The sequence below is a fragment of the Streptococcus pseudopneumoniae ATCC BAA-960 = CCUG 49455 genome (assembly GCF_002087075.1).
GTDB lineage: Bacteria > Bacillota > Bacilli > Lactobacillales > Streptococcaceae > Streptococcus > Streptococcus pseudopneumoniae.
The window spans coordinates 1-26,573 of sequence record NZ_MWSM01000023.1; the positions used below are offsets into that span (position 1 = coordinate 1).

The 26,573-nt window shown below is 42.7% G+C and carries 28 protein-coding genes and 4 pseudogenes; 7 read left to right on the forward strand and 25 right to left on the reverse strand.

What is annotated here, in order from left to right:
• From B4W83_RS06055 to B4W83_RS06070, 4 genes and pseudogenes are all read right to left on the reverse strand, one after another.
• Positions 1 to 109 (reverse strand): transposase (locus B4W83_RS06055; RefSeq protein WP_240149530.1); only part of this gene is annotated, 109 nt, incomplete at its 3' end.
• A gap of 40 nt (positions 110 to 149) precedes the next feature.
• Positions 150 to 410: pseudogene (locus tag B4W83_RS06060) on the reverse strand (PaaI family thioesterase); the annotation flags it as partial.
• A 69-nt stretch (positions 411 to 479) separates the two neighbouring features.
• On the reverse strand, positions 480 to 1,961 hold the full coding sequence (locus B4W83_RS06065; protein WP_000604333.1) for a UDP-glucose--hexose-1-phosphate uridylyltransferase: 1,482 nt from the start codon (positions 1,959 to 1,961) through the stop codon (positions 480 to 482).
• An 18-nt stretch (positions 1,962 to 1,979) separates the two neighbouring features.
• Complete coding sequence (locus B4W83_RS06070; protein WP_000189883.1) at positions 1,980 to 3,158, reverse strand: galactokinase; 1,179 nt, start codon at positions 3,156 to 3,158, stop codon at positions 1,980 to 1,982.
• Between the two features lie 163 nt (positions 3,159 to 3,321).
• On the opposite strand from B4W83_RS06070, the gene galR reads away from it, so the two are divergent.
• Positions 3,322 to 4,329 carry a DNA-binding transcriptional regulator GalR gene (gene galR / locus B4W83_RS06075; protein WP_000212530.1) on the forward strand — a complete coding sequence of 336 codons (1,008 nt, stop codon included), beginning with the start codon at positions 3,322 to 3,324 and terminating at the stop codon, positions 4,327 to 4,329.
• 45 nt (positions 4,330 to 4,374) lie between these two features.
• Here galR and B4W83_RS06080 read toward each other — a convergent pair whose 3' ends face one another.
• From B4W83_RS06080 to czcD, 3 genes are all read right to left on the reverse strand, one after another.
• The gene (locus B4W83_RS06080) at positions 4,375 to 5,412 is read right to left on the reverse strand and encodes a zinc-binding dehydrogenase (RefSeq protein WP_000833735.1); all 1,038 of its coding nucleotides are present in this window, start codon (positions 5,410 to 5,412) and stop codon (positions 4,375 to 4,377) included.
• Positions 5,413 to 5,766, reverse strand: coding sequence for a stress response transcriptional regulator NmlR (gene nmlR, locus B4W83_RS06085; protein ID WP_001022631.1), 354 nt, complete (start codon positions 5,764 to 5,766; stop codon positions 5,413 to 5,415).
• A 243-nt stretch (positions 5,767 to 6,009) separates the two neighbouring features.
• Positions 6,010 to 6,900, reverse strand: a complete 891-nt coding sequence (gene czcD / locus B4W83_RS06090) for a cation diffusion facilitator family transporter CzcD (RefSeq protein WP_000645109.1) — start codon at positions 6,898 to 6,900, stop codon at positions 6,010 to 6,012.
• Between the two features lie 132 nt (positions 6,901 to 7,032).
• On the opposite strand from czcD, the gene B4W83_RS06095 reads away from it, so the two are divergent.
• Positions 7,033 to 7,569: a TetR/AcrR family transcriptional regulator gene (locus tag B4W83_RS06095; protein WP_000181701.1), complete on the forward strand. Its 537-nt coding sequence runs from the start codon at positions 7,033 to 7,035 to the stop codon at positions 7,567 to 7,569.
• A 165-nt stretch (positions 7,570 to 7,734) separates the two neighbouring features.
• Here the strand turns inward: B4W83_RS06095 and pnuC are convergent, their stop codons facing one another.
• The 7 genes and pseudogenes from pnuC to pepA all read right to left on the reverse strand — a co-directional run bounded on the left by pnuC (position 7,735) and on the right by pepA (position 14,304).
• Positions 7,735 to 8,541 (reverse strand): nicotinamide riboside transporter PnuC, encoded by an 807-nt coding sequence (pnuC, locus tag B4W83_RS06100; protein WP_000557773.1) that lies wholly within the window; start codon positions 8,539 to 8,541, stop codon positions 7,735 to 7,737.
• A gap of 344 nt (positions 8,542 to 8,885) precedes the next feature.
• Complete coding sequence (locus B4W83_RS06105; protein ID WP_000182987.1) at positions 8,886 to 10,406, reverse strand: ABC transporter permease/substrate-binding protein; 1,521 nt, start codon at positions 10,404 to 10,406, stop codon at positions 8,886 to 8,888.
• A complete protein-coding gene (locus B4W83_RS06110) occupies positions 10,399 to 11,127 on the reverse strand; it encodes an ATP-binding cassette domain-containing protein (RefSeq protein WP_000575218.1) in 729 nt (242 codons plus the stop codon). Before B4W83_RS06110 ends, B4W83_RS06105 begins: the two co-directional genes overlap by 8 nt.
• A gap of 14 nt (positions 11,128 to 11,141) precedes the next feature.
• Positions 11,142 to 11,330: pseudogene (locus tag B4W83_RS06115) on the reverse strand (nuclear transport factor 2 family protein); the annotation flags it as partial.
• 37 nt (positions 11,331 to 11,367) lie between these two features.
• On the reverse strand, positions 11,368 to 11,811 hold the full coding sequence (locus tag B4W83_RS06120; protein ID WP_000655205.1) for a MarR family winged helix-turn-helix transcriptional regulator: 444 nt from the start codon (positions 11,809 to 11,811) through the stop codon (positions 11,368 to 11,370).
• 1,112 nt (positions 11,812 to 12,923) lie between these two features.
• Complete coding sequence (locus tag B4W83_RS06125) at positions 12,924 to 13,220, reverse strand: bacteriocin immunity family protein (RefSeq protein WP_000230139.1); 297 nt, start codon at positions 13,218 to 13,220, stop codon at positions 12,924 to 12,926.
• Positions 13,221 to 13,239: 19 nt separating this feature from the next.
• Positions 13,240 to 14,304 (reverse strand): glutamyl aminopeptidase, encoded by a 1,065-nt coding sequence (pepA, locus tag B4W83_RS06130; RefSeq protein ID WP_000209172.1) that lies wholly within the window; start codon positions 14,302 to 14,304, stop codon positions 13,240 to 13,242.
• 237 nt (positions 14,305 to 14,541) lie between these two features.
• Here pepA and B4W83_RS06135 point away from each other — a divergent pair, with 237 nt between their 5' ends.
• The 4 genes from B4W83_RS06135 to B4W83_RS06150 all read left to right on the forward strand — a co-directional run bounded on the left by B4W83_RS06135 (position 14,542) and on the right by B4W83_RS06150 (position 18,263).
• Positions 14,542 to 15,501, forward strand: a complete 960-nt coding sequence (locus B4W83_RS06135) for an ABC transporter permease (protein ID WP_000777227.1) — start codon at positions 14,542 to 14,544, stop codon at positions 15,499 to 15,501.
• A complete protein-coding gene (locus tag B4W83_RS06140; protein WP_001159838.1) occupies positions 15,491 to 16,447 on the forward strand; it encodes an iron chelate uptake ABC transporter family permease subunit in 957 nt (318 codons plus the stop codon). The genes B4W83_RS06135 and B4W83_RS06140 overlap by 11 nt, the downstream gene beginning before the upstream one ends.
• A complete protein-coding gene (locus tag B4W83_RS06145) occupies positions 16,444 to 17,196 on the forward strand; it encodes an iron ABC transporter ATP-binding protein (protein WP_000764295.1) in 753 nt (250 codons plus the stop codon). The genes B4W83_RS06140 and B4W83_RS06145 overlap by 4 nt, the downstream gene beginning before the upstream one ends.
• Before the next feature lie 95 nt (positions 17,197 to 17,291).
• The gene (locus tag B4W83_RS06150; RefSeq protein WP_000858270.1) at positions 17,292 to 18,263 is read left to right on the forward strand and encodes a siderophore ABC transporter substrate-binding protein; all 972 of its coding nucleotides are present in this window, start codon (positions 17,292 to 17,294) and stop codon (positions 18,261 to 18,263) included.
• A 224-nt stretch (positions 18,264 to 18,487) separates the two neighbouring features.
• Here the strand turns inward: B4W83_RS06150 and yidD are convergent, their stop codons facing one another.
• The 10 genes from yidD to B4W83_RS06205 all read right to left on the reverse strand — a co-directional run bounded on the left by yidD (position 18,488) and on the right by B4W83_RS06205 (position 24,655).
• Positions 18,488 to 18,730: a membrane protein insertion efficiency factor YidD gene (gene yidD, locus B4W83_RS06160; RefSeq protein ID WP_000821628.1), complete on the reverse strand. Its 243-nt coding sequence runs from the start codon at positions 18,728 to 18,730 to the stop codon at positions 18,488 to 18,490.
• On the reverse strand, positions 18,730 to 19,452 hold the full coding sequence (locus B4W83_RS06165; protein WP_001222218.1) for a pseudouridine synthase: 723 nt from the start codon (positions 19,450 to 19,452) through the stop codon (positions 18,730 to 18,732). The genes yidD and B4W83_RS06165 overlap by 1 nt, the downstream gene beginning before the upstream one ends.
• Positions 19,439 to 20,008, reverse strand: coding sequence for an SMC-Scp complex subunit ScpB (gene scpB, locus B4W83_RS06170; protein ID WP_000105298.1), 570 nt, complete (start codon positions 20,006 to 20,008; stop codon positions 19,439 to 19,441). Before scpB ends, B4W83_RS06165 begins: the two co-directional genes overlap by 14 nt.
• 18 nt (positions 20,009 to 20,026) lie before the next feature.
• Positions 20,027 to 20,755 carry a segregation/condensation protein A gene (locus tag B4W83_RS06175; RefSeq protein ID WP_000351896.1) on the reverse strand — a complete coding sequence of 243 codons (729 nt, stop codon included), beginning with the start codon at positions 20,753 to 20,755 and terminating at the stop codon, positions 20,027 to 20,029.
• Positions 20,755 to 21,489, reverse strand: a complete 735-nt coding sequence (gene xerD / locus B4W83_RS06180) for a site-specific tyrosine recombinase XerD (RefSeq protein WP_277422124.1) — start codon at positions 21,487 to 21,489, stop codon at positions 20,755 to 20,757. The genes B4W83_RS06175 and xerD overlap by 1 nt, the downstream gene beginning before the upstream one ends.
• The gene (cbpB, locus tag B4W83_RS06185; RefSeq protein WP_000560725.1) at positions 21,486 to 21,947 is read right to left on the reverse strand and encodes a cyclic-di-AMP-binding protein CbpB; all 462 of its coding nucleotides are present in this window, start codon (positions 21,945 to 21,947) and stop codon (positions 21,486 to 21,488) included. The genes xerD and cbpB overlap by 4 nt, the downstream gene beginning before the upstream one ends.
• Positions 21,944 to 22,465: a metallophosphoesterase gene (locus B4W83_RS06190; RefSeq protein WP_001118962.1), complete on the reverse strand. Its 522-nt coding sequence runs from the start codon at positions 22,463 to 22,465 to the stop codon at positions 21,944 to 21,946. Before B4W83_RS06190 ends, cbpB begins: the two co-directional genes overlap by 4 nt.
• Positions 22,441 to 23,451: a nucleoside-triphosphate diphosphatase gene (locus B4W83_RS06195; protein ID WP_370596809.1), complete on the reverse strand. Its 1,011-nt coding sequence runs from the start codon at positions 23,449 to 23,451 to the stop codon at positions 22,441 to 22,443. Before B4W83_RS06195 ends, B4W83_RS06190 begins: the two co-directional genes overlap by 25 nt.
• A complete protein-coding gene (gene racE, locus B4W83_RS06200) occupies positions 23,409 to 24,203 on the reverse strand; it encodes a glutamate racemase (protein WP_000370374.1) in 795 nt (264 codons plus the stop codon). Before racE ends, B4W83_RS06195 begins: the two co-directional genes overlap by 43 nt.
• Before the next feature lie 203 nt (positions 24,204 to 24,406).
• Positions 24,407 to 24,655, reverse strand: coding sequence for a YneF family protein (locus B4W83_RS06205; protein ID WP_000364983.1), 249 nt, complete (start codon positions 24,653 to 24,655; stop codon positions 24,407 to 24,409).
• 179 nt (positions 24,656 to 24,834) lie between these two features.
• Between B4W83_RS06205 and B4W83_RS06210 the strand changes: the two are divergent.
• A pseudogene (locus tag B4W83_RS06210) lies at positions 24,835 to 25,530 on the forward strand (helix-turn-helix domain-containing protein); the annotation flags it as partial.
• Between the two features lie 95 nt (positions 25,531 to 25,625).
• Here B4W83_RS06210 and B4W83_RS12750 read toward each other — a convergent pair.
• A pseudogene (locus B4W83_RS12750) lies at positions 25,626 to 26,304 on the reverse strand (reverse transcriptase domain-containing protein); the annotation flags it as partial.
• Positions 26,305 to 26,573 lie beyond the last annotated feature (269 nt).

Genomic DNA, 26,573 nt, shown 5'->3' on the forward strand with positions numbered 1-26,573 from the left:
TGAAGAGAGTTCTGACGCCAACATCAAAAACCTTGGCTGCCTCGACATGGCTGTGCCCCTCTTTGATGTAATCTAATGCTCGCTGTTTAAAATCTGTACTATATGCCATAGCTTTATTATAACATGCTTGTTTGAAACTAAGTAACTATAATAGTCAGCACATCGTCAAGTTTTCCTGATTTGAGGTAGTTGATAGAGGATTGGAGTGTCACTCCATCAAGCCCCAGAGATATGAGCACCAAACCGCTGATCTGGTCGCAAAGGGTAAAGAGATAACCACCATGGGCGTTGCCATAGTAGTTGAGCGACGAGTCCACTACTTTGGTCGTCACCACAACGTGACCATCTCTCATTTGTTCAATTTCGTAATTTTCAAAGGCAGATATAGCGTCAAAATGAAAGTCTTTCATCGTTTCCTCCTGATATTTCAAACGACACTATGATACTACTTTTTATAGGACTGTGCAAGGAGAAAGCTCCTAGTCTGGCAAAATTCCGACCTGCTCTACAAAGCGCATAAAGGCTGCCTGTCCTTGCTCCGTCTGCTTATAGACTCCTGCATCCTCAAGTACACGCGCAAAAATTGCACCCACAGAGTCCTTGACGATTTCAAGGGCTTTTTCTTTATCTGTTAGATCTGGATGTTGGCCTTTGAGTTGGTCTGCCCATTCCTGATGATAGTCGGCAACTGTATCAGCTTCTCCTACAAGATAGCTAGCGACTTGCTCCACTTCTTCTTTCAGACGTGGTGGCAAGATTGCCAAGCCCATGACCTCAATCAAGCCGATATTTTCCTTCTTGATATGTTGGACATCCTTGTGGGGATGATAGATGCCATCTGGATGTTCTGCAGAAGTCTGATTGTCTCGCAAGACCAAGTCCAACTCAAACTGTCCATCGCGTTTGCGGGCAATGGGTGTAATGGTATGGTGTGGTGTTCCATTACTTTCTGCCAAGACTTGCACTCTTGGATCTGAATACTGGCGCCATTCCTGCAAAATCTTATCAGCCAAGTTGATCAAATCTTCTTTGGAATCCGAAGTCAAACGCAACACTGACATTGGCCACTTGACAATCCCAGCCTTGACCTGATTAAAACCAGTAAAAGAGAAAGTCTTTTGCAAGGGAGCCAATTCCATAGGAAATACGTGACGGCCTCCCTGATAGTGGTCATGAGTCAGAATAGAACCTCCCACAATCGGCAAGTCGGCATTAGAGCCCGCAAAATATCCTGGAAACTGCTCTACGATAGCCAACAAACGTTCAAAGCTCTGACTGCTAATCGTCATGGGACAATGCTGGCCATCTAAAAAGATACAGTGCTCATTAAAATAAGCATAGGGCGAATACTGGAAGCCCCACTCCTGACCAGCCATTTCAAAACGGATAATTCGGTGATTGCTACGGGCTGGGTGGTTGACCCGACCATGGTAACCTTCATTCTCTAGACAAAGTTGACACTGAGGATAATTACTAGCTTGCACCAACTTGGCTACCGCAATCTCTTTCGGATCCTTTTCAGGCTTAGAGAGATTGATGGTAATTTCAAGTTCTCCATAATCAGATGGAACACGATAAGCGATATTTTTAGCAATGGCCTTGAGTTTGATGTAATCATTTTTCTGACTGAGTTGATAAAAATCCTCTATCGCTTGCTCAGGAGAGTGGACATAGGCTTCCCAGAAGTCACGATTGACCTGACTCGGATAAGGAGTCACCAAGTCCATCAGTTCAGTACCAAGGATTTCACGCGCAGTCTGACTATCCTCAATCATCTCTAATCGAACGGCTTCCTCAACTAGCTGGTCCTTGAGGTCAATCAATTTATCCAGATTGGTCTCAACTTCCAAAACACCTTCTCCCACTCGTGCCAAAACACGGTTGGTCAGGTAGATTCGATCCATTTCCTCAAATGAACTTTCAGAAATGACATGTGTTACAAATTTATCTACTAAGATCACTATAGAGCCTCCTTTTGACTAGTCAAGGACGCGAGTGCCACCTGCAACTTCAGCGATATAGAAGCTTGGAGCGTATCCAACTACTTCCTCGTAGTGTTTGCCTACAGCTTCCTTAAAGGCCTCAACAGCATCTTTTTGCACCAAGGCAATGGCACAGCCGCCAAAACCTGCCCCTGTCATGCGAGCACCGAGAACGCCTTCTTGTGCCCAAGCTGTGTGAACAAGAGTATCCAATTCCAAGCCAGTTACTTCATAATCATGCTCCAGAGAAACGTGAGAGGCATTCATCAAACGACCAAATGTTTTCAAATCTCCTGCTTGAAGGGCTGCTTGAGCTTTGAGGGTACGTTGGTTTTCAAGCACAGCATGGCGAGCACGTTTCAAACGATTTTCATCTTTAATCAGATAGCTGTATTGGTCAAAGGCCCACTCGTCCAATTCACCCAAGGTCTGAATATCTAAGGCTGCTTGCAATTCTTCCACTGCTTTTTCACACTCAGCACGACGTTCATTGTATTTAGAGTCCGCCAATTCACGGCGCTTGTTAGTGTTCATGATAACAACGACATTGTCCTTCAAATCAAGTGGTACCAAATCATACTCTAAAGTGTTAGTATCTAGGTAAATAGCACGTTGGTCAGCCCCCATACCGATAGCAAATTGGTCCATAACGCCAGAGTTGACTCCGATAAAGTTGTTTTCTGTTTGTTTTCCGATTTTAACCAAATCGAGACGGTCTAGTTTTAAATCAAAGAGATGCTCTGCCACGACCCCTGTCAAGAGTTCCAAGGATGCTGATGAAGACAAGCCAGCACCATTTGGGATATTCCCATAAACATAAAAATCAAAACCTTTGTCAATCACGTGCCCAGCTTCTTGCAAGAAATGAAGAACCCCTTTTGGATAGTTAGTCCAGCCGTGCTCTTTTTCAAACTTAAGGTCAGCAAGAGGCACTTCTATGATACCCTTGTCCTCAAAGTTAGCTGAGTAGAAACGTAAAACTTGGTCGTCACGCTTGCGAGCTGCACCGTAAGTTCCCAAGGAAATGGCTGCTGGAAATACATGTCCACCATTATAGTCTGTGTGCTCACCAATCAAGTTGATACGACCTGGTGAAAAGAATGTTTGGTCTGCTTCTTGACCAAAAACAGCAAGAAAGTCTTTGCGAAGTGCTTCAGTAGTAAGATCTTGTGTCATATGATTTCTCCTTTTACTGTCCGTTAAGTCGTCTTAACGTGTAATCGTTTTCTTCTATTGTATCCAAGGGATTTCCCAAGGTCAATCCTTTTTACTAAAATTTTACTAAATTATCAGTAAAAGCAGAAAAATATGATATACTAACCTTAAAGAAGGAGGATTTATGGCTACCTTAAAAGACATTGCACAGCTAGCCTCTGTCTCTATCGCGACCGTATCCCGTGTCCTAAACCGCGACCAGAGCCTATCTGTTACAGAAGAAACCAGGCACCGTATTTTAACCGTTGCTGAAGAGCTGGGCTACACCAAGCACCTCAAGACAGGCGAGTCCCACAAGCCCAAGCAAAAGATTGCCATTATCCAATGGGTCAGCGAACAAGGGGAGCTGGACGACCTCTACTACTACCAGATTCGCCTAGGCATAGAAAAAAGAGCTCAAGAGTTGGACTACGATATCTTGCGCTATTTTAATGACCATCCTTTTACCCTAAGCGAGGAAGTGATTGGAATTCTCTGCATCGGAAAATTTAGCCGAGCTCAGATTTCTGCCTTTGAAGAATACCAAAAGCCTCTTGTATTTCTAGACAGTGATACACTTTCCATGGGACATACCTGCATTATTACGGACTTTTACACTGCTATGAAACAGGTTGTCGATTATTTCCTCAGTCAAGGGTTGAATCGCATTGGGATTCTAACAGGGCTTGAGGAAACAACTGATCAAGAAGAAATCATTCAGGACAAGCGGCTGGAAAATTTTAGAAACTACAGTCAAACAAAAGGAATCTATCATGATGAACTGGTCTTTCAAGGAAGCTTTACTGCCCAGTCTGGCTATGACTTGATGAAGGAAGCCATTCAGAGCTTGGGAGACCAACTCCCACCAGCATTTTTCGCAGCCAGCGATAGTTTAGCCATCGGTGCCCTCCGTGCCCTCCAAGAAGCTGGAATCAACCTGCCAGACCGTGTCAGCCTCATTTCCTTTAACGACACCAGCCTGACCAAGCAGGTTTATCCTCCCCTCTCCAGCATCACAGTTTATACTGAAGAAATGGGGCGAGCAGGTATGGATATTCTTAACAAAGAAGTACTCCACGGTCGGAAAATACCTAGCCTGACCATGTTGGGAACCAAACTGACATTAAGAGAAAGTACCCTAAATCAAGAATAGGATAACATAAAAAACGAATAGAGTTCTAAAACTCCTATTCGTTTTTTATTCGATTACAATCATAGACTTAATTGTCTTACGTTCATCCATATCTTTGTAGGCTTGGTCGATATCTTCCAGTTTATAACTTGAAGTAAAGACGCGACCTGGATTGATATCACCATCAAGGACGGCTTTTAGTAAAAATTGCTTATCGTATGTTGTAGCAGAAGCTGCCCCACCTGCTACAGAGATATTTTGCATAAATGTCGAACCAAGAGCACGATTATTATAGTGTGGGACTCCTACAAAGCCCATACGCCCTCCATTATGAAGAACACCTAGCGCCTGTTCTATAGCAGCCTCCGTACCAACACATTCAAGTGCTGCGTCTGCTCCTCCACCGAGGATTTCACGCACCTTGGTAATTCCTTCTTGACCACGTTCTGCAACAACAGCTGTCGCACCTGACTCCATAGCCATCTTTTGACGGTCTTCATGACGGCTCATAAGGATAATTTGTGATGCTCCACGCATCTTAGCCGCGATGACAGCACATTGACCAACAGCCCCATCACCGATAACAACAACCTTGTCCCCTTTTTGAACATTTGCAACACGCGCCGCATGATAGCCTGTCGGCATGACATCTGCAAGAGTCAAAAGGGACTTGAGCATCCCTTCTGTATAGTCAGAAGGTTGACCAGGGATTTTAACCAGCGCCCAGTTTGCATAGTGGAAGCGAATATATTCTGCCTGAAAATCACCCCCCAAATTATTGCCAATATGATTGTCGCAAGAACCGTCAAATCCAGCAAGACAGGCATCACACTCACCACATCCATGTGTAAAAGGGACAATCACAAAATCACCTGGTTTCACCGTCGTAATGGCTTCCCCAGCTTCTTCAACAATCCCAATCGCTTCGTGTCCACTATTTTTGTGTCCAGCTTTCGTTTCTGGATTACGGTACCTCCATAAATCTGAACCACAAACGCACGCACGAACCACACGAATAATCACATCATCCGCTTCTATTATTTGCGGACGTTCAATGCTAGCAAGTCCAACCTGACCTGCCTTTGTATATACTGCTGATTTCATTTAAAATTTTCCTTCCTTATAAAGTTTAATTTTGAGATTTAAGCGATTTAAAGCCGTCTGTAACTGAGACAAGCGCTCCTCTAATTTTTTCTTTTCCTCTTCTAAAATACCAAGCCTCTCCTCTCGCGTTTCATCCCCCTTTTGGTAGAGCGACATATAGTCAACTAAACTGTCTACAGAGACACCTGTCGAACGAAAACACTTAATAAATTCCAGCGCTTCTATATCCTGATCTTGAAAATCACGAATCCCAGTTGCAGTACGAGTAATCGGTGGCACAAGACCAACCCGTTCATAATACCGAATCGTATCCGCTGAAATTCCCAACAAATCACTGGCAGATTTAATATTCATAGGCTAACCTCCTCTCCTTTCATTCACTGAGTTTAAGCTACTCTAACTCACTTATCTTATTATATAACTTTGAGTTGACTCCAAGTCAAGCATTTTGCACCTAATCGAAAAATTTTTATCATTAACAATCATATATCTGGAGTTTATACAATGCTCTTCTCTTACCAATTTTTGAAATATTTAAATAATAAAGAAATTACTCTATTCCAAATAAGATAGTACCCAAGTATTTTTCACTTTTTTCTAATGTTGATGCTCATAACTCCGTTCCAAGTCACACACCTTTCGCTTATGGGTTTGGTGAGTTTCTAGGTCAGCATCAATTTCAATGGTAATATTTTGAAAACCACAATCTTTTAGGAAAATTCGAATAGACTCTTTACAAGTTTCCATATGTTCCATTTCTTTTAGACAAACATGGACAATGGCATTTTTTTCCAAAGCATCCATAGTCCAGAGATTAAGCTGATTAAGGCTGGCCACATTGTCCAATCGCTCCAGGCCACTCTTTACTTGCTTGATATCAAGACCTTCTGGCACAGCATCCAAGAAAATCTTGAGTGTAGACCAAAAACGTGGAAGGGTTTTTGAAAGAATAAAGAAAGAAATGACAAGGGACAAAAGAGGATCTAGGATATACCAGTCCGTAAATCGAAGAACAATCGCCATCAGGATAACAGCTACCCACCCTAGCGTATCTTCCAGAAAATGCAAACTCAGAATAGACTCATTCTTTGTCTTTCCCTTACCAACCACCAGACTCGCTAACAGATTGATAGTAATCGCAATAATTCCTAACCAGAGAATCCCCTCATCATTGACTGGTTGCGGATGCAAAATCTTCGTGACATTTTCCAAAATGACTAGAACAGAGCCCGTTACGAGAATCACAGCTGTTACCAAGGCTCCTAGCAGGCTAAACCGCTTATAGCCCAAGGTGTACTGATTGTCTTCTTCACGATTGGAGATTGTTTCTAGAAAAGCTGATATTCCAATTGCAATCGCATCTCCCAAGTCATGCACAGAGTCAGCAAGAACAGCGCTAGAACCAAATACTCCACCTGCAATAAACTCAACAATGGCATAAGTCAAATTTAAGAAAAAAGCCACCCAAACAGCATATTTTGCCTTCATATTTCTCATTCCTTTGTTATAATAGATTTATGAACACCTTGTTCATTATCATTATCCACTAAAACTCAAAGAAAGGATAGAAGCAAAACGTCAGCTTTATTCAGTTCTGAACAATTTGCCTTAAGTGTCCATATGACTAACATTGACCGCCGTATCAGCAAAACCAAAAAAGCCATCTATCAAGCTTTTATACAACTTTTGAATGCTAAGGGTTACGAGGCCACTACTGTTCAGGATATCATTGATCTCGCAGATGTGGGACGATCCACCTTTTACTGTCACTATGAGAGTAAGGAGCTTCTTCTGGACCAGCTCTGCCGCTACCTCTTCCATCATCTTTTTGAAAGAGAGCAAGCCATTTCAACCGAAGATTACCTAGCCCACCTCTTTCTGCATTTTCAGAAAAACCAAGACCATATCACCAGTCTACTATTCTCCAAAAATGACTATTTCCTCCGTCAACTACAGAGAGAGCTTGAGCACCACGTCTATCCCATGCTGGCTGCTGATTTGAAGCAAACTCACCCAAGTCTACCTACTTCTTACCTCCAACACTTGGTCGTGTCCAACTTTATCGAGACATTGACCTGGTGGCTCAAAAAAGGTCAAGATTTCACAGACCAGGAAGTTGTCCAATTTTATCTAGACCTTCTCATTCCTAAAAATTGAATATAGAGTAAAGCTCAGTTGTCTTATTTCTAGGTTACTGAGTTTTTTATCTTTTCAACAACAAAAGAGGACCCGCCGATCCTCTTTTTCATACTATAAATCCTTGATTATCAACTATATCTGTTTTAATCGAAATCTCAAAACAGCACTTTCAAACATCTTTTCCTAGTTAAGTAAATCAGTATTCTGCTTAGCTGCCTTGCTCCATTGATACCAACCAACTAGACTGTTAATGAGATAAATTAGATATTTCCCTTGAATTTGCAGGCTTTCTCCCCACCAGAGATAGATTGAAAAGACATTGGTAGCCGCCCAGAATATCCACTGTTCACGGTAAACAGCTGTCATGAGGATTTGCCCTACCCCATTGGTTGCATCTGTGATTGAATCACGATAGGGACGATTGGCACCAATAGACTGATAAATGAAGCCAAAGGCCAACCACCAAAGCACACTAATGGAAAGATACTTTGTCCAGCCCTTGCCGTCCAGTTTACGCGCGACAAACTCCTGCTTTTCCTTCTTAAACTGTGCCTGATAAATCCAAACTAGAAGTCCAATTGGCTGCATGACTGTGAAGTAAAGTGTCGTCAGCACCTCACCATAAAAACCTTTCTGTAGGGCCAAAATAAGGTAAATAACAGAGTTAATCAAGCCAAAAAGATAATTACTTGCTCGACCTTCCGATACAAAGATTACACAGATAATCCCTGTCAAGCTACAAATCATCCCAATCCAGTCAACAATACGATGTTCGTAAACCAACTCCAGCCAGAAAGGAAAACTTCCTAAAACCAGCAAATAAATCCACTGGGCAAAACTACGATGGGCAAAGAGGTCATCCCAGATAGCCTTCATAGTTCCTGAAAATCCTAAATCAGCCATAGCCGCAACCATACGACGGTAACCACCTGACATTTCACCTAGGGTTGTTTTGATATTTTCAATTTTCTTTTGCAAATAAGTATGCATCATTTCTCCTTTTGTTTTTAAAGAGCCGTGTCTGGATAGACTTTCGGACGCAACGCTCTATTAGATAATGAACTGCCTATACACAAGATTTCTAACCTTAGTCGACATGAGCTGAAACCCCTTATTTGTTAAGTAGTTCACAAAATATTATACACCTATTTTATGAATAGTCAACTGTCTTTACAGTAAAATTTTAGAAAATCATGAAAATTTTCTCTTTCTTTCCATTTTAAGTGACATTCAGTCATTCTCACATCAAAAAAGCCCAGACGAAATTGTCTGAGCATTCTTTTATCTAGTCGTTTAAGGAAGTTGAGTTCAGTATGTTTAAAGTCTCTACCCCATCATTTCTTCAACAAACCTTGTTCTTGTAGAAATTCCTTGGCTACTTGTTCTGCTGACTTGCCTTCAACACCGACTTGATAGTTGAGCTGGCTCATCTGGCTTTCAGTAATTTTACCAGCCAATTTATTGAGAACTGTTTCCAACTCTGGATGTTTCTTGAGAAGAGCTTCTTTCATCAGTGGAGCCCCTTGATAAGGTGGGAAGAGTTGTTTGTCATCGTCCAATACCTGTAAATCATAACGTGCCAACTCTGCATCGGTTGAATAGGCATCCGTGATTTGAATATCACCTGACTGAATTGCCTGATAGCGAAGGGCTGGCTCCATGGTCGCCACATTAAGATTGAGACCATACATTGACTGCAAGCCCTTATTTCCGTCTTCACGGTCATTAAACTCGAGAGTAAAACCTGCCTTCAGCTGCCCTTCCACTTTTTTCAAGTCCGAAATGGTCTTCAAGCCATATTCTTGAGCAATCTTTTTCGGAACAGCTACAGCATAGGTATTTTGATAAGACATGGGTTTGAGATAGGCTAGATGATCCTGTTTGGCAATACCATCACGCGCTACATCATAAACCTGCTCTGGCTCATGACTCACTTTCGGTGATGGCTGAAGTAAACTTTCAGTCACCGTTCCTGTAAATTCAGGATAGATGTCAATATCGCCTTTTTTCAGAGCTTCATAGAGAAAGCTTGTTTTCCCAAAATTTGGTTTAACAGTCGCAGTCATACTGGTATTTTCTTCAATGAGGAGCTTATACATATTGGCCAAAATTTCTGGTTCTGGACCCAATTTCCCAGCAATGACCAAGTTCTCTTTCTCTTTTTGAGCTAAGAGGGCTGGGCTATAAGACAAACCAAGCAATATGGTCACCAAGGCAAAACCAGAAAAAATCGTCCGCAATTTTGCTTTTTCCATCACTTTTAGTAGGAAGTTAAAGGCAATGGCAAGCACTGCTGAAGAAAGGGCCCCAATCAAAATCAGACTGGCATTATTACGGTCAATTCCCAAAAGGATAAAGGAACCTAGTCCCCCAGCACCAATCAAGGCAGCCAAGGTTGCCGTACCGATAATCAACACTGCTGCCGTCCGAATCCCAGACATGATAACCGGCATAGCCAGTGGAATTTCAAACTTCTTGAGTCGCTCCCATCTAGTCATCCCAAAGGCAATCCCAGCCTCTTGCAGACTCGGATCAATTCCCTTGAGTCCAGTGATGGTATTTTGTAAAATCGGAAAGATCGCATAAATTACTAGTGCTGTCAAAGCCGGCAAGGTTCCAATTCCCATCAAGGGAATAAAGAGCCCCAACAAGGCCAGAGACGGGATGGTCTGGAAAATCCCTGCAATCTGTAAGACCCAATCCGCCAACTTCTCATGATAGCGAAGATAAACAGCCAAGGGAATCGCAAGCAAAATAGCTAGTAACAAGGTCAAAAGTGACAACTGCAAATGTTGAGATAGAGCTGTCAACCAATCACTAAAACGATCCTGAAAAGTTGCAATTAAATTAGTCATGAACACTACCTCCAAACAAGTCTGCTACAAAGTCTGTTGCAGGAGCTTTTAAAATGGTCTCGGGATTCGCCACCTGACGAATCTCTCCATCCTGCAAGACAGCAATACGGTCCGCCAATTTCAGAGCTTCATCCGTATCATGGGTTACAAAAATAGTTGTCATCCCAAATTCTTTATGCAATTCTTTCGTCAGAACCTGCAACTGTTTTCTCGAAATAGCATCCAAGGCTGAAAACGGCTCATCCATGAGGAGAATCTTAGGCTGACCAATCATGGCACGGACAATACCGACCCGTTGCTGTTCTCCACCAGATAATTCACTCGGAAGTCGATGCCCATACTCGGCTACTGGTAAACCAACCTTAGCCAAGAGCTCTTCTGTTTTCTGAGCAATTTCTTCCTTAGTCCAGCCCTTCATCTCAGGAATCAGGGCAATATTTTCCTCAACCGTTAGATTGGGAAAGAGAGCAATGGCCTGTAAAACATAACCAGTAGACAGACGAAGCTCCCGCTCGTCATAGTCTTTGATGCGCTTGCCATCCATATAAATATTTCCATCAGTCGGTTCCAAGAGACGGTTAATCATCTTAATCATGGTCGTCTTACCGGATCCAGAAGGCCCAACTAAAACCATAAATTCCCCATTATCAATCCGTAAATTGACATCTCTCAAGACATCTTTTTCTGTGTAGCGCAAGGCTACATTTTTGTATTCAATCATTCTTTGTCCTCATTTTAAAACTTTCCTCGATTGGTCATGTCTTCTACCTTAGGCATGACTTCCTTATTGTCCCAATGCTCTACAATTTTTCCATTTTCTAAACGGAAGATATTGTACTGGGCATAAGCAAGGCCATCAATCTGAGTCTGACCATAACTAACCACATAGTTTCCTTGTCCTAAGAGTTGGAAAACAAAGTCGAAAGCGGCCTTTACTTATAAACAGCTAATTTGATCTATTTTAATCCTCTTTTGCCTTCTCTTTCAGATTCGCCAAAATTCTTTCTTGAAAGGCTTCAAATTGCCGAATTTCTTCCTCTGAAAATCCTTTGTAAAAGATCGTATCCAATTTCTGACTAACACGATGCCCCACTTCTTTCTGGGACTTGCCTAACTCCGTTAAAACTAAATACTTCTTACGCTTGTCTTCCCCACACGGACTAACAATTACAAGCTTTTGTTCCTCTAGCTTTTTTATCATAGTCGTCAGCGTATTATTCGCAAGCCCAGTTGCCAGAGCAATATCTGTCGCAGTTGCGCAGCCAGTTTTACTATTCCATAAAACCGCTAAAATCTTCCCCTGTTCACCCCTATAAAGAGCTTCAGGGTCTTGACTCAGTAACTTTTGAAAAATCCGCCCATTCAACAAACGAATATGATGGGCTAGCAAATGACTATCTTTCATAACACCTCCAATTATTTCGATATCGAAATGAATAGAATAATTGTAACACTTGTCCTTTCAACTGTCAACTATTTCGATTTAGAAATAATTTTTGATAATGATTTACATCACCATACTCCGGTTCAACTAACTTTTAACGAGAGTTTCTAAACTCCTTCGTCCTCCAGTCTACAAAAGCCTTCCATCTGTACTATACTATATTTTATGAGGAGTCACGTTTTTCCTATCAGACCATTTATTTTAAAGATAGAAGTCAATCATAATTGCTTCCATCTGTTCTTTTATAGTATATTGAAGTTGAACTAGGGCACTGTATCTTCTAAAACATTGATAAAAAGCGATTTGAATTTCCCAATCAATTTGTTCGTATTTATAGCATTTTGAAATTGGAATAGGACACCATGACTGCTAAAAGATTTCTATAAATTCATTTAATCCCCCCCAATCAATTTGTTCATATCTTATTTCATCCCGCTATAATTTCACCTTACCCTATCTTTTTCGTAGCACCCTTCAAACAGCCTATCCCCTACCGTTTGACGATTCCTCACTTCGCTCCACTTCCATTACAGAAGTTTCTTCACTACTATAGGCTCGGCTGACTTCTCATGATTCCTTGTTACTACGCTTTCAGCGCTCATGAGATCTCACGGGATAAGTCCTACATCTTTCCTCGTTTATACAAGATATGAGGACGTTAAAAGGTTAGAGTGAAAATAGGAAATCTGACGCAGAGTCTTTAGACTCTAGAAAGATTTATCTTTTTCACACAAACCTTAGTCCGAATTCAATTACTCTCGTGATTTACGCATATGGGTTACGACCACCTTTTTGGACTTTAGAGTTTGAGGCCCCCTTATCCGCTATATACGCCTTACTATCACCTTCCTGTTCGTAGAGCCACGATTTCGCTATCCCTTCCTCTAACGATTCTTATTTCCAGTGTCAGACTTAAAACGGTCTATCTCCAGACCGTTTTAATCCGCTACCTCACGATAGTCAGGCTTGGGAATCGCTATTGGGTTCACCGGTAGCAGGTGCCCACCGAGGACTTACACCTCAGATGCACGACATGCCCGTCGTACCAAAAAATACTTTGATCCACAATGGAATCAAAGCATTTTAAAAATCTCCCCATACATAAGCGCAGAAACTGCGGTTCCTCTGTACTTGGTTTCTTCTCTCTTGATAAAACGAGCCAAATTGAGCAACTCAGGTGCCGGATGTTTGGGATTTAGGAGCAATTCATGATTGACCAAACCTGAGAGACGAACTGCCAGCAATTGCTCATTTGTAGTAGGCAGTTTTTTAGCAGTATCTAGGAGAGCAGCAACTAAATCCTCACTCAAATCATGTCGAGCATGATTGTAAAGATCTTTTATAAGGCTTTCTAGGTTTGGTTCTACCATCCCTACCACCTCCTTATGTTTAATAATGTTTAATCAAATCAACCGTTGAACGATCCAATTTCTTCACCAAGGCTTGTAAGAAGGCTTGCGCTTCTAGGAAGTCATCCATTGCATAAAGTGTTTGGTGAGAATGGATATAACGAGCACAGACTCCGATTGTTGTTGATGGGACACCACCATTTTTCAGATGTGCTGCGCCAGCGTCTGTTCCGCCTTTACCACAGTAGTATTGGTACTTGATACCAGCTTCTTCAGCTGTTGTCAAAAGGAAATCCTTCATTCCTGGGAGAAGCAAGTGACCTGGATCGTAGAAACGAATCAAGGTTCCATCTCCAATCCTGCCTTGACCGCCATAAACATCACCAGCAGGTGAGCAGTCAACTGCTAGGAAAACTTCTGGGTCAAACTTGGTTGTGGAAGTATGCGCACCACGGAGACCAACCTCTTCTTGGACGTTAGAACCCAGATAGAGTTCATTGCCAAGTTTCTGACCTGACAGAGCTTCCGCCAACTCGCTAACCATAAGAACACCGTAGCGGTTGTCCCAAGCTTTTGAGATGATATTTTTTTCATTGGCTGTCAAGATTGCAGAGCTATCTGGTACGATGGTATCACCAGGACGGATTCCAAAACTTTCTGCCTCAGCCTTATCCGCAAAACCGCCATCAAAGACGATATCGGCAATGGCTGGCATGGTTGGTCCCCCCTTTCCACGAGTCAAATGCGGCGGAACAGAACCTGAAATCACAGGAATTTCACGACCGTCACGAGTCAGAAGTTTGAAACGTTGGCTGCTGACTACCATGGGGTTCCAGCCACCGATTTCTACGACACGGAAGGTACCATCTGGCTTGATTTCGCTGACCATAAAACCAACTTCATCCATGTGAGAAGCGACCAAGACGCGCGGCGCATCCGCTGCTTCTGAATGTTTAATACCAAAAATACCACCCAAGCCATCTGTCACCACTTCATCCACATGCGGTGTCAATTTTTCACGAAGATAAGCACGGACAGGCGCCTCATGACCTGAGATAGCAGCAAGTTCTGTTACTTCTTTAATTTTTGAAAATAATGTTGTCATTTCAGTTCCTTCTTTCTTTCATCCATTTTACCACTTTTTAGAGGAGAAGGATAGTGGGAAGGTGGATAGTTTCTTACTCAGTTTTCCTATAAAAAAGAGAGACAGATATTCTTTCAGGAATTTTTCTTTCTTTTTTACATTAAATTGTCAGAAATTTTATTGACAGATTAGAAAAAACATGTTACAGTAATATCCGCAGGTATCTTTCGATACCAAATCTACATGAAAGGACGGGGTATGAAACTTTCTCATTATTTAATTGGCTTACTTCTGCTCCTAGTCTTTCTCTCTATTAGCATTGGAACCAGTGATTTTTCATGGGGAAAACTCTTTGCTTTCGACCAGCAGACCTGGCTACTATTTCAGGAGTCCCGTCTTCCAAGAACCATCAGTATTCTCCTTGCGGCCTCTAGTATGAGTATGGCAGGCCTTCTCATGCAGACCATCACTCAAAATCAGTTTGCTGCTCCGAGTACAGTTGGAACCACTGAAGCCGCCAAACTGGGAATGGTATTGAGCCTCTTTATCTTTCCGTCTGCGAGTCTAACCCAAAAGATGCTCTTCGCTTTTGTTTCATCCATCATATTTACCCTCTTCTTCCTAGCCTTTATGACCATTTTTACTGTAAAGGAAAGGTGGATGTTGCCTCTGATTGGAATCATCTATAGTGGGATTATCGACTCAGTCACAGAAGTTATCGCCTATCGTTTCAATCTGGTTCAGAGTATGAGTGCTTGGACCCAAGGATCCTTCTCCATGATTCAGACTCATCAGTATGAGTGGCTCTTCTTAGGCCTCATCATCCTGATAGCCGTTTGGAAATTATCCCAAACCTTCACTATCATGAATCTAGGGAAAGAAACCAGCGAGAGTTTGGGGATTTCCTACTCCCTACTTGAAAAACTGGCCCTCTTTCTGGTGGCACTAACGACTAGTGTCACCATGATTACCGTGGGTGGCTTGCCATTTCTCGGGGTCATCGTTCCCAATCTTGTTCGCAAGCGCTATGGAGATAATCTAAGCCAGACCAAACTCATCGTCGCACTAGTCGGTGCCAATCTAGTTCTGGCCTGCGACATCCTATCCCGAGTTCTGATTCGGCCCTATGAGCTGTCTGTCAGTCTTCTACTAGGAATCATTGGTAGCCTCGTCTTTATCCTACTTCTCTGGAGAGGGGGACGAAAAGATGCAGTTTAAAAGCAAACATACCAAACTCTTCTGCCTTCTCATTATTCTGGCCATTGGAGCTTGTCTCCTCTATTTTTGGCCCATCACCCACCTGTCTGCCTTTGCCTGGAAGCTACGTTCCCAAAAAATTGTCGTTTATCTCTTGGTAGCTATCGCGACTGGGATTTCGACCATTAGTTTTCAAACCCTGACGGAAAATCGTTTCCTGACGCCAAGTATTTTGGGAATCGAATCCTTCTACGTCCTACTACAAACCCTACTACTGGTTTTTGAAAGTAAGTTTCTTCAACTCGGGAAGTCTCCCATTTTAGAATTCCTAGTCTTACTTCTACTTCAATCCCTCTTCTTTCTCGCCTTGCAAGGCTACTTGAAGACACTGATGAAGCAAGACCTTGTCTTCATTCTGTTGATCTGTCTAGCCCTCGGAAGTCTCTTTCGAAATATCAGTACCTTCCTTCAGGTCCTGATGGATCCAAACGAATACGATAAACTGCAGAATAGTCTCTTTGCCTCCTTTCAACATCTCAACACTTCCATCCTAGCCATTGGTTCTCTGATTATCCTTGCTTTGACAATCTTTTTCTTTCAAAAAGCAGTCATTCTGGATGTCTTGCACCTGCAAAGAGAAACAGCTCAGGTATTGGGACTCGATGTTGAAAAAGAACAGAAAGAACTCCTCTGGGGTATCGTACTTTTGACCTCAACAGCAACTGCCCTGGTAGGACCTATGGCCTTCTTCGGCTTTATGCTAGCCAACCTCACTTACCTAATTGTCAAAGACTATCGGCACAAGTTGCTCTTTATCGTGGCCATTCTGGTCGGATTTATCAGTTTGACCTTGGGGCAGGCCTTGATTGAACGAGTCTTTGCGCTGGAAATTCGCATCAGTATGATCATCGAGAGTGTGGGTGGCTTCTTATTCTTTATCTTACTTTATAGGAGGGCGCGTCGGTGAAACTGGAAAACATTGACAAATCCATTCAAAAACAGGATATTTTGCAAGGCATTTCGCTTGAAGTCAGTCCTCAGAAACTGACAGCCTTCATTGGTCCAAATGGTGCTGGAAAATCGACTCTCCTCTCCATCATGAGCAGACTGACCAAGAAAGATCAGGGAATTCTCAGTATCAAAGGTCGTGAAATCGAGAGTTGGAATTCGCAAGAACTAGCCCAAGAACTGACCATCCTAAAGCAGAAGATCAATTACCAGGCAAAATTAACCGTTGAAGAACTGGTCAGCTTTGGACGTTTTCCCTACAGCCGAGGACGCCTGAGAGAAGAAGACTGGGAAAAAATTCGAGAAACTCTGAACTATCTGGAACTGATAAACTTAAAAGACCGCTACATCGATAGTCTGTCTGGCGGCCAGCTCCAACGTGTCTTTATCGCTATGGTACTGGCCCAGGATACGGACTTTATCTTGCTGGACGAACCACTCAACAATCTCGATATCAAGCAAAGCGTCAGCATGATGCAGATTCTTCGGCGACTGGTGGAGGAACTCGGCAAGACCATTATCATCGTCCTCCACGATATTAACATGGCCAGCCAGTATGCGGATGAAATTATCGCCTTCAAGGACGGTCAAGTCTTTAGCAAGGGAAGAACCAATCAAATCATGCAGGCTGACCTGCTCAGTCAACTCTATGAGATTCCTATCACGCTAGCTGATATCAATGGCAAAAAGATCTGTATCTATAGCTAGTAACATAGAAGCTCAAGTTAGAGAACCTTCGGTCTCTTAGTCAATAAGACCAAGAGACTCCCTAAATCGTTATCACATTTTAAAAAGGAGAAATCATGAAAACATCCCTTAAACTTTATTTCACTGCCCTAGTGGCCAGCTTCTTGCTTCTACTTGGTGCATGCAGTACAAATACAAACTCAAGCACTAGTCAGTCGGAAACAAGCAACTCTGCTCCAACAGAGATAACCATTAAAAGTTCACTAGACGAAGTCAAACTTTCCAAAGTTCCTGAAAAGATTGTGACCTTTGACCTCGGCGCTGCGGATACTATTCGTGCTCTAGGATTTGAAAAAAATATCGTTGGAATGCCTACAAAAACAGTACCAACCTATCTCAAAGACCTAGCTGGAAAAGTTAAAAATGTTGGTTCTATGAGAGAACCTGATTTAGAAGCTATCGCCGCCCTTGAGCCTGATTTGATTATTGCTTCCCTACGTACACAAAAATTCGTAGACAAATTCAAAGAAATCGCCCCAACAGTTCTCTTCCAAGCAAGCAAGGACGACTACTGGACTTCTACCAAGACTAATATCGAATCCCTAGCAAGCGCCTTTGGTGAAACTAGTACACAGAAAGCCAAGGAAGAATTGGACAAGCTAGACAAGAGCATCCAAGAAGTCGCTACTAAAAATGAAAGCTCTGACAAAAAAGCCCTTGCCATCCTCCTCAATGAAGGAAAAATGGCTGCCTTTGGTGCCCAATCTCGTTTCTCTTTCTTGTACCAAACCTTGAAATTCAAGCCAACTGATACTCAATTTGAAGATTCTCGCCACGGACAAGAAGTCAGCTTTGAAAGTGTCAAAGAAATCAATCCTGACATCCTCTTTGTCATCAACCGTACTCTTGCCATCGGTGGGGACAACTCTAGCAACGACGGTGTCCTAGAAAATGCCCTTATCGCTGAAACACCTGCCGCTAAAAATGGTAAGATTATCCAACTAACACCAGACCTCTGGTATCTAAGTGGAGGAGGTCTTGAATCAACAAAACTCATGATTGAAGACACACAAAAAGCTTTGAAATAAGCCACTTCAAACTCAATTTAATACTCAATGAAAATCAAAGAGCAAACTAGGAAACTAGCCGCAGGTTGCTCAAAACACTGTTTTGAGGTTGCAGATAGAAGCTGACGTGGTTTGAAGAGATTTTCGAAGAGTATAAAATTTTGACATTCTAAAACGCATCCTATCAAGTTCACTCAAACCTGATAGGATGCGTTTTTATCATTTTGAAATCTATTTACCTCACCTCATTCCCCTTCTTGATTCCGTTTGAGGGAAAAGTGGTCTGGGACGGAGTCCTTACCTGTTTTCGACCAGGGATGGCAACGTAAAATCCGAGCCAAGCCCATCAAAACACCCTTGAAGCCATGTTTTTCAATAGCCTGAATCATGTAGTTGGAACAAGTCGGCTCAAAGCGACAAGAGGGTGGAAAGGCTGGTGAGATAAACCGTTGGTAAAAGCGCACAGGCGCTATTAAAATTCGTTTCATTATTTCTTGGTTACAGCCATGGTGTGTAGTTGGCTGATTTCTTTTTTATTAAGACGACGGGATTCTCCTGGACGAAGTCCTGTCAAGTCTAGATGTCCAAAACGGGTCCGTGACAACTTATCTACTTGGAGACCGACAGCTTCAAACATCTTTTTAACCTGGTGGTTACGCCCTTCATGGATAGTCAACTGCACCACAGAGCGGTTTTTGACTGGGTCCACTTTGAGAATCTCATAGACAGCCGGTTTGGTTTTCTTACCATCAATCTCAAGTCCACGGGTCAAGGGGCGGAGATTATCCTTATTGGCCACACCTTTAACACGCGCGACATAAACCTTGTCAATCTCATTACGAGGGTGAATCATCTCATCCGTAAAATCCCCATCATTAGTCAAAATCAAAACTCCTGATGTATCCCAGTCCAAACGACCTACAGGGTAGATGCGCTCTTTCACGTTGGGCAAGAGGTCGACAACCGTCTTGCGGCCCTTGTCATCTATCACACTGGAAATGACACCGCGTGGTTTGTTAAGCAGATAATAGACCTTTTCTTCGTTGTAGATAGGTTGGCCTTCAACTTCAACCTTATCGCCTGACTTGATAGTGGTTGCTAGTTCACGTACCACTTGGCCGTTAACCGTCACCAAACCTTGCTTGATCAGCTCTTCTGCTTTTCTCCTACTGGCCACACCTGCGTGGGCAATATACTTATTGATTCTCATCTTCTTCTATCCTTTCACCAAATAATTGGCTTTCTTGGGCTTGAATCTCAAGCTCATCAATCACTGGTAATTCTTCCAAATGGTTAATTCCCATGTAATCTAGGAAATAATCTGTAGTCACATAGAGGTTGGGGCGACCCAACACTTCTTTTTTCCCGTCTTCTCGTATCAAGTCAAAGGCCTGCAACTTTGCCAAGGCCCCACTCGAGTTGACCCCACGGATGGCATCAATCTCTATCCGTGTGATGGGCTGTTTGTAAGCAATGATGGACAAGGTTTCAAGGGCAGCCCGAGATAAACTCTGGTTGATAGGTGCCTTAGAGTATTCCTTCAAAATCTCTGCAAATTGAGGCTTGGTCACCAATCTATAAGCGCCCCCTGTCTCAATTAGAGCCAAACTGGAATCTGGGGCCTTTTCATACTTCTGGGCTAATTTTTCTAAACTCTGTTGGATGCCTGTCGGTGGCAGAGAGAGGAGTTCAGCTAACTGGCGGACTCTAATCCCATCTTCACCCGCTACAAACAAGAGCGCTTCTATTTTTGCTAAAGTACTCATCTTTCCTCTCTATCAAGTCTAGCTTTGGGCCACTTGACTTTCTTCCTTCTTTTCCATGAGATAAATATCTCCGAAACTCTCCTCTTGTACGAGGGTTAGCTCCTGGGTTTTGATTAACTCTAGGGTTGCCAAAAAGAGGGTGATGACCTCTTGGAGATTCTGGGCTTCCTTAAACAAATCCTGCAAGCGCAATTGATCTCGTCCAGCCAAGGACTCTTTCACGATAATCATCATGTCCTCAATCTTATACTCATCCCTCAAGATAGTCGTGTGGTTCTGTGCAAACTCCTCTTTTTTCTTGGCTAGGATATTTGAAAAAGCCAAAAAGAGATCAATGGTCGTCTTGTCATGCACAAGCTCCGCATCTTCGTATATCAACTCTGTCGGCGCTTTGGAATAGTGCTGGGCCCGTTCTTGGTGTTTGGCTTCCAAGTGCTCCCCCAAGAGCTTGAACTTGCGGTATTCTTCAATTTGAGAGAGAAGATCCTGCTCCAGGTCATCTTCCAAATCTGTCACTTCCGCTACCTTTGGCAAGAGCTTGCGGCTCTTAATCAACATGAGCTGACTGGCCATAACCATGTACTCACCCGTCACTTCCAGACGCATGGCCTGCAGGGTTGAGACATAGGCTAGATACTGTTCGATAACTTCCGTAATGGGCACATCGTAGATATCCATCTGATACTTAGAAACCAGGTGCAAGAGCAAGTCCAGGGGCCCTTCAAAATCTTTTAATTTAATATCCATTATCTATATTTTTCTAAGGTCAGGACTGTTTTTAATCCTAATTTTTTTGCAATTTCGTACAAATCGACCTTGTTTTCTATTTGTCTTAGAATAAACTGTTCACGTAAGACTTGAGCTGATAAGGTTGAGAAACCTTTCTCCTTGACAAAAGCTTCTAACTGACGAAAGGCCCACTGACGAGAATAGGCTTTCCCTCCCCTTTCAAAGAGATATATCTGGCCCATCAAGGGTTCCAACTCCGAAAGCAAGGTCGTGGGAATGCTGACAATCCTCTGTTGGGAAGCCTTGCTGATTCGCAACACCTGAAAATCCAGATTGATGTCCGCAACCTTGATGGCTAAAATCTCACTGGGCAAGAGCCCCATTTCTAGGATTAAGAGCGCTAGCAAGCGTCCCTCTGGATGGTCGCTTTCCTGCCAAAAAGAGTCTAGGTATAGAATCTCTGGCTTTTCCGTCTTCTTTTCAGCTTGTTTGGCTAATTCCAAGCGGTAAAAGCTGTCCACCTCTCCTTTTTGATAGAGAAAGTATAGAAATTGGTTACAGGCCGAAATCTTTCGCTTCTGGGCGCTGATTTTTAGATTGGCTAGCTGGGCTTGGTAAATCTTGAGACTGGTCTCAGAAATCCGCTCACCTACCATGTCTAAAAATTGCTCCAAATCATACTTATAGGACTGCTTGGAATTGACAGACAAGCCCTGCTTTTCCTCTAAAAAGGCTGAAATCCTGTCTCTCATTGGCATCGAATCTCATATTCCTTACTAAAGTCATGCAAGAGGGCATTAACGGCCTTGAGGATGGACTTGCGCGTAATAATCCCTTGGAAAATACCCTCTGCATCCACAACCGGTAAGAAGGACTCATCTACTAGCTTGTGCAAGACCTCCGTAATGGTGAAATCAGGCGAAACAACCGCTACGTCCGTTTTTGTCATATGAACGATATCCGTATCCGCCATGATTTCTTGGCTCAAGTCATGCTCCATCTGATAAGCCATAATATCTCTGAGTCCAATCGTCCCAACAAACTGTTTTTCATCTGTCACAACAGGAACACGGGTATAGGTCATCTGACTGAGCAAGAGGGTCGCATGATCCGCATTGTGGGTATCAATCAACACAGCTAGATTTTTAGCAGGGGTCAAAAAAGTTTCCTCCTGCCCCAACAAGAAAGTCTCAAACTCCTTGGCAATCATCGGCTAAACTCCTTGGACAAACCTGGATACACCTCGTGATCTCGTGTCAAAAAGTCCACTTTGAAGTAACTATCATCAATCTCCACACGAGCATAGAGACATTCTCTGATGGTACCTCGTGGTTGACTGATAGAACCTGGATTTAGAAAGAGGATCTTGCCTTCCAACCAAGCACTTGGCACATGCAAGTGACCATAGAGGCAGATAGCGGCCTCTTCCTCCTGAGCCCAGTAGTCCAACTTTTGAAAGTTGAAATTGATGTCAAACAAGTGACCATGAGTTTGGATAATCTTGGTCGAACCAAGCTCAGTCACCAGACGTTCTGGGTAGCCGGCGTAGAAGTCCATGTTCCCTTTAACAACGCGGATGCCCTCCCAAAGTGGAGAATCCGGACGTAGTTCAGAATCGCCGTTATGAAAAACGGCATCGACTTTGCCCACATAGCGATCACGGACTTCTTCCACAATCAAGCTATCGCCATGGGAATCGCTCATTACAATGATGGTTTGCTTTGCCATGATGGAAATACCTCCAAAAGTTTCTTAACGGCTAAGGCACGGTGAGATTGACTATTTTTTTCTTCCAGGGTTAATTCAGCTGATGACTCACCTGTTTCTCCTACAAGGAAGAGGGGATCATAGCCAAAGCCATTTTCACCCTTAGGTTCAAAGTTAATATAACCTGACCAGTCTGCTTCAACAACTAAACTTTCCTTATTTGGGCTGGCTACGACTAGGGTTGTGTGGAACTGAGCCGAGCGGTCCTTGAGTTCAAAGACCATGGCCAATTCGTGCAAGAGTTTGGCATTATTTTCACGGTCAGTTGCTCCCACACCTGCGAAACGAGCTGACCAGACGCCTGGTAAGCCACCAAGGACATCGACTTTGAGACCAGAATCATCTGCCAAAACCATCTTGCCCGTTAATTGAGAAATGGTTTCTGCCTTGAGACGGGCATTTTCTTCGAAGGTCATGCCTGTTTCAGCTACTTCAGGCAGGTCAGGATAGTCATTAAGATTTTCCACATCGTAGCCTAACTTATCAAAGATAGCTCGGAACTCTTTGGTCTTGCCTTCGTTACGAGTCGCAATCAATAAGGTTTCTCTGACCTTGTTTGTCTCAAAGAATGCTTCTACATCAACACCTTCTTTAGGCAATTCTACATGCAGGAGTTGCCCATTTTCAACTAAGAGAACCCCCCCCTGACGTTGAATGACTTCTACATTTCGTCCCATTTCTTGGTTGAGGATATCTACCACAAAAGACAATAAACGGTAGAGGGAACCATAGCGTAAAACAGTAACAGAAACAGGAAAACCTCGATCCTCATCTCGAAATCTTTGGGCAAACTCCAATAGAGGAAAATCCAAGTCATCATCCGTCAACGTCCGGACGCCACCAAAAATACCATAGGACCCGACATACCAGTCCTGTTCATCCTTATATTCATAAATTTTATTTGTCATAATTCTACATGCTCCACATGAATCTCTTTTTCCAGCCATTCTTCACCAATTTGTGCAAAACTTTGGCTGCTGGCTGTTGTGTAAAAACGGTGATTAAGTGGTCCAGCATCGCGACCACGATTGATTTCAAAATAATTAAGTAAGACTGAGATGTCCCGTACGCACTCTGCTCCACTATCGATGAGCTGAACCTTTGGTCCCATGACATTTTGAATAATAGGTCTGAGCAATGGATAATGGGTACAACCCAAAATCAGGCTATCCACCTTTCCAACCAAGGGACGCAGGGTTTCATAGACCACTTTCTTGGTAACACTGGTTGACAGGGCGCCAGACTCGACCAAGGGGGCAAACTTGGGACAGGCCAAACTCTCCACCTGTAAGTCTGGAGCCAGATCATGAATTTTCTGACGATAGATATCTGATTGTACCGTCATGGGCGTTCCAATCACACCTATTTTCCCACCTTGACTGGACTTGATAGCTGCCGAAGCTCCTGGCAAAATAACACCTAGGACAGGAATATCTAGTTGAGCCTTGATTTCTTCCCAGACGACCGCAGTCGCAGTATTACAAGCAATGACAATCATTTTGACATCCTTGGTCAAAAGAAAGTTGACCAACTGCCAAGTATATTCACGAATTTGCTCAGCAGGACGGGGACCATAGGGAGCCCGTGCCGAATCTCCAATATAGACGATTTCTTCATGGGGAAGCTGGCGCATGAGCTCGCGCACAACGGTCAAGCCCCCGACACCCGAATCCAAAAAACCAATTGGGCGATTATCCATACAGTCTTCTTTCTAGTCTTTTTTCTGATTGATAGTTCATTATGATTACCGTTCCTTATGAACTGAATAATGACAGCCTAATCAATAACTATCTCTCTTAATCATAATCAAATATCAATAGAATGCAAGGAAAAAGTCTCATCCCTAAACCCTTAGCCAACATAGTGAGAAGTCTGGAACTTTCATCCCAGACTTTTCCTTATCTATTTTTTCTTTTTATTGTTAGCAAGGGCTGCCTTTTGTTGGCGAATGATTTGGTGGTAAACTTGTTGTACCTTGGCTTCGCTTGGTTTTTGACCATTTGCACTCAAAAGAGTACGAACTGCTTCAGCATTCAAACGTGGGTTGTCAGCGAATTCCTTTTCGATTTGCTTACGAACCAAGTACATTCCTCCAATAGCTCCTCCTAAAAAAGCTAGCACAATCAATACAATTGCTAAAAGTAAATCCATCATTTTTCTCCTGTTTCTTTTTGAGTCCCTTTCATTATACCACAAACTAGTCACCCTGACTAGTTTGTTTTACGCTATCAGGGATGGAATGTAATTCGAATGTGAGAATGTCTTTAGTAAATCGAACGTGAAAATGTCCCATTTGATAAAATAGTCGTATGAAAAGTATCCAACTGAATATGAATGAAACGAAAAAATATCTTGTGATAAAAGCTATAGACCAAGGAAAGAAAACAAAGAATCGAGCCTGTGTCGAACTGAATCTTTCTGAAAGACAAATCAATCGTCTGCTACTAGCCTATCAACAGAAAGGAAAAGAAGCCTTCAGACACGGAAACAGAAATCAAAAACCAAAACATGCAATCCCTGATGAAATCAAAGAACGTGTCCTAAAGAAATACCTCTCCTATGAAACATATAAACCAAATGTCCTTCATTTCTGTGAATTACTAGCTGAAGAAGAGGGAATTCAGCTCTCTGATACAACTGTTAGAAAAATACTCTATAAGGAAAACATCCTCTCTCCCAAGTCTCACAGAAAGACAAAGAAGAGACTAAGAAAACAAGCTAAACTGAACCGCAATCATCCCCTAGACAATCCAATCTTACCGTCCGCTAAAGATTTCCTGGAAGACACTAAAAAGCTACATCCTAGTAGACCCAGAAAGAAATTTGCTGGAGAACTCATCCAAATGGAGGCTAGCCCTCATGCCTGGTTTGGAGCAGAAACCTCTAACTTACACTTAGCCATTGATGATGCTTCCGGCAATATCCTAGGGGCTTATTTTGATAAAAAAGAGAACTTGAATGCTTACTATCATGTCCTTGAACAAATATTAGCCAATCACGGTATTCCCCTTCAAATTATAGTAGATTGAAACTAGAATAGTACACCTCTACTTCTAAAACATTGTTAGAAATCGATTTGACTGTCCTGATCGGTTTGTCCTATTCTTATTTCATTTTACTATACTTTCAAACCTAGCCGTTTCTCAATAAAACGACTAACTGAATACATCACACGCTTAGCGGCTGCCTCGCTTCCGACCATCATCACACAATCATCTGCGTAGCGCACAAATCGAAGTCCCCTCTTTTCTAATTCCTTGTCCAATTCATTAAGCATGATATTAGATAAGAGAGGAGATACATTTCCTCCCTGTGGTGTACCAACTAGCGTTTTATGACGCCGACCGTTAATGATAACACCTGAATGAAGATACTTACGAATCAAGGATTCCCTATCTCCGTCTTCGATCATATTATGTACTAAGGACATCAATCTATCTTGAGGAACCCTATCGAAAAATTTCTCTAGGTCTATATCCACTATCCACTCATAGCCGTCATTTAAGTACTCTAAGAGCTTGGACAATGGCTTGTTGGATTATCCTATCCATCACTGTCGGAATCCCAAGCTGAAGGACACCTCCATTGGGTTGGGGGATTTCAACTCGCAGGACTGATTGAGGTTTGTATTTTCTCTGTTTTATCAGCTCCTTAGTCAAGCGCCAGTTTTGTCTGAGATAGTCATCCATCTCTTCGATAGTCATTCCATCAATCCCAGCTGAGCCTTTATTGGATTTTACTTGATTGTAAGCTTCCAGCATATTTTCGCGTGATACTATCTTATCTAGCAATTTTGACATGTGCCTATTCCTTTCTTGTTTTGGTGCCTGAGGGATATCTTATATTGGTGAACCTTCATCTAGTCAATACGTGACAGAGTCCAGTTCTATCAGACCGTTCGTTTTACAGACACAAGTAAAGTAGGATTACTTCGATCTGTCGTTTTCTCTTTCTAGCGACAGAGCTCACGGGATAAGTCCTACATCTTTCCTCGTTTAGACTAGACATGAGGACGTTAAAAGGTTACAGTGGAAAAAGATAAATCTTAGTTCGAATTCAATTACTCTCG

What these genes read in the sequence shown, in the direction of transcription:
- B4W83_RS06120 (WP_000655205.1), bottom strand. Translation starts at nt 11,811, where the DNA reads ATGAAAGATAGTCATTTGCTAGCCCATCATATTCGTTTGTTGAATGGG.
- xerD (WP_277422124.1), bottom strand. Translation starts at nt 21,489, where the DNA reads ATGAGAGACAGGATTTCAGCCTTTTTAGAGGAAAAGCAGGGCTTGTCT.
- B4W83_RS06095 (WP_000181701.1), top strand. Translation starts at nt 7,033, where the DNA reads ATGACTAACATTGACCGCCGTATCAGCAAAACCAAAAAAGCCATCTAT.
- galR (WP_000212530.1), top strand. Translation starts at nt 3,322, where the DNA reads ATGGCTACCTTAAAAGACATTGCACAGCTAGCCTCTGTCTCTATCGCG.
- B4W83_RS06070 (WP_000189883.1), bottom strand. Translation starts at nt 3,158, where the DNA reads ATGACACAAGATCTTACTACTGAAGCACTTCGCAAAGACTTTCTTGCT.
- B4W83_RS06195 (WP_370596809.1), bottom strand. Translation starts at nt 23,451, where the DNA reads ATGGCTGGAAAAAGAGATTCATGTGGAGCATGTAGAATTATGACAAAT.
- nmlR (WP_001022631.1), bottom strand. Translation starts at nt 5,766, where the DNA reads ATGAATATTAAATCTGCCAGTGATTTGTTGGGAATTTCAGCGGATACG.
- B4W83_RS06150 (WP_000858270.1), top strand. Translation starts at nt 17,292, where the DNA reads ATGAAAACATCCCTTAAACTTTATTTCACTGCCCTAGTGGCCAGCTTC.
- yidD (WP_000821628.1), bottom strand. Translation starts at nt 18,730, where the DNA reads ATGAAACGAATTTTAATAGCGCCTGTGCGCTTTTACCAACGGTTTATC.
- pepA (WP_000209172.1), bottom strand. Translation starts at nt 14,304, where the DNA reads ATGACAACATTATTTTCAAAAATTAAAGAAGTAACAGAACTTGCTGCT.
- pnuC (WP_000557773.1), bottom strand. Translation starts at nt 8,541, where the DNA reads ATGCATACTTATTTGCAAAAGAAAATTGAAAATATCAAAACAACCCTA.
- scpB (WP_000105298.1), bottom strand. Translation starts at nt 20,008, where the DNA reads ATGAGTACTTTAGCAAAAATAGAAGCGCTCTTGTTTGTAGCGGGTGAA.
- B4W83_RS06125 (WP_000230139.1), bottom strand. Translation starts at nt 13,220, where the DNA reads ATGGTAGAACCAAACCTAGAAAGCCTTATAAAAGATCTTTACAATCAT.
- B4W83_RS06165 (WP_001222218.1), bottom strand. Translation starts at nt 19,452, where the DNA reads ATGAGAATCAATAAGTATATTGCCCACGCAGGTGTGGCCAGTAGGAGA.
- cbpB (WP_000560725.1), bottom strand. Translation starts at nt 21,947, where the DNA reads ATGATTGCCAAGGAGTTTGAGACTTTCTTGTTGGGGCAGGAGGAAACT.
- B4W83_RS06140 (WP_001159838.1), top strand. Translation starts at nt 15,491, where the DNA reads ATGCAGTTTAAAAGCAAACATACCAAACTCTTCTGCCTTCTCATTATT.
- B4W83_RS06080 (WP_000833735.1), bottom strand. Translation starts at nt 5,412, where the DNA reads ATGAAATCAGCAGTATATACAAAGGCAGGTCAGGTTGGACTTGCTAGC.
- B4W83_RS06175 (WP_000351896.1), bottom strand. Translation starts at nt 20,755, where the DNA reads ATGGATATTAAATTAAAAGATTTTGAAGGGCCCCTGGACTTGCTCTTG.
- racE (WP_000370374.1), bottom strand. Translation starts at nt 24,203, where the DNA reads ATGGATAATCGCCCAATTGGTTTTTTGGATTCGGGTGTCGGGGGCTTG.
- B4W83_RS06190 (WP_001118962.1), bottom strand. Translation starts at nt 22,465, where the DNA reads ATGGCAAAGCAAACCATCATTGTAATGAGCGATTCCCATGGCGATAGC.
- B4W83_RS06110 (WP_000575218.1), bottom strand. Translation starts at nt 11,127, where the DNA reads ATGATTGAATACAAAAATGTAGCCTTGCGCTACACAGAAAAAGATGTC.
- B4W83_RS06135 (WP_000777227.1), top strand. Translation starts at nt 14,542, where the DNA reads ATGAAACTTTCTCATTATTTAATTGGCTTACTTCTGCTCCTAGTCTTT.
- B4W83_RS06105 (WP_000182987.1), bottom strand. Translation starts at nt 10,406, where the DNA reads ATGACTAATTTAATTGCAACTTTTCAGGATCGTTTTAGTGATTGGTTG.
- B4W83_RS06205 (WP_000364983.1), bottom strand. Translation starts at nt 24,655, where the DNA reads ATGGATTTACTTTTAGCAATTGTATTGATTGTGCTAGCTTTTTTAGGA.
- czcD (WP_000645109.1), bottom strand. Translation starts at nt 6,900, where the DNA reads ATGAAGGCAAAATATGCTGTTTGGGTGGCTTTTTTCTTAAATTTGACT.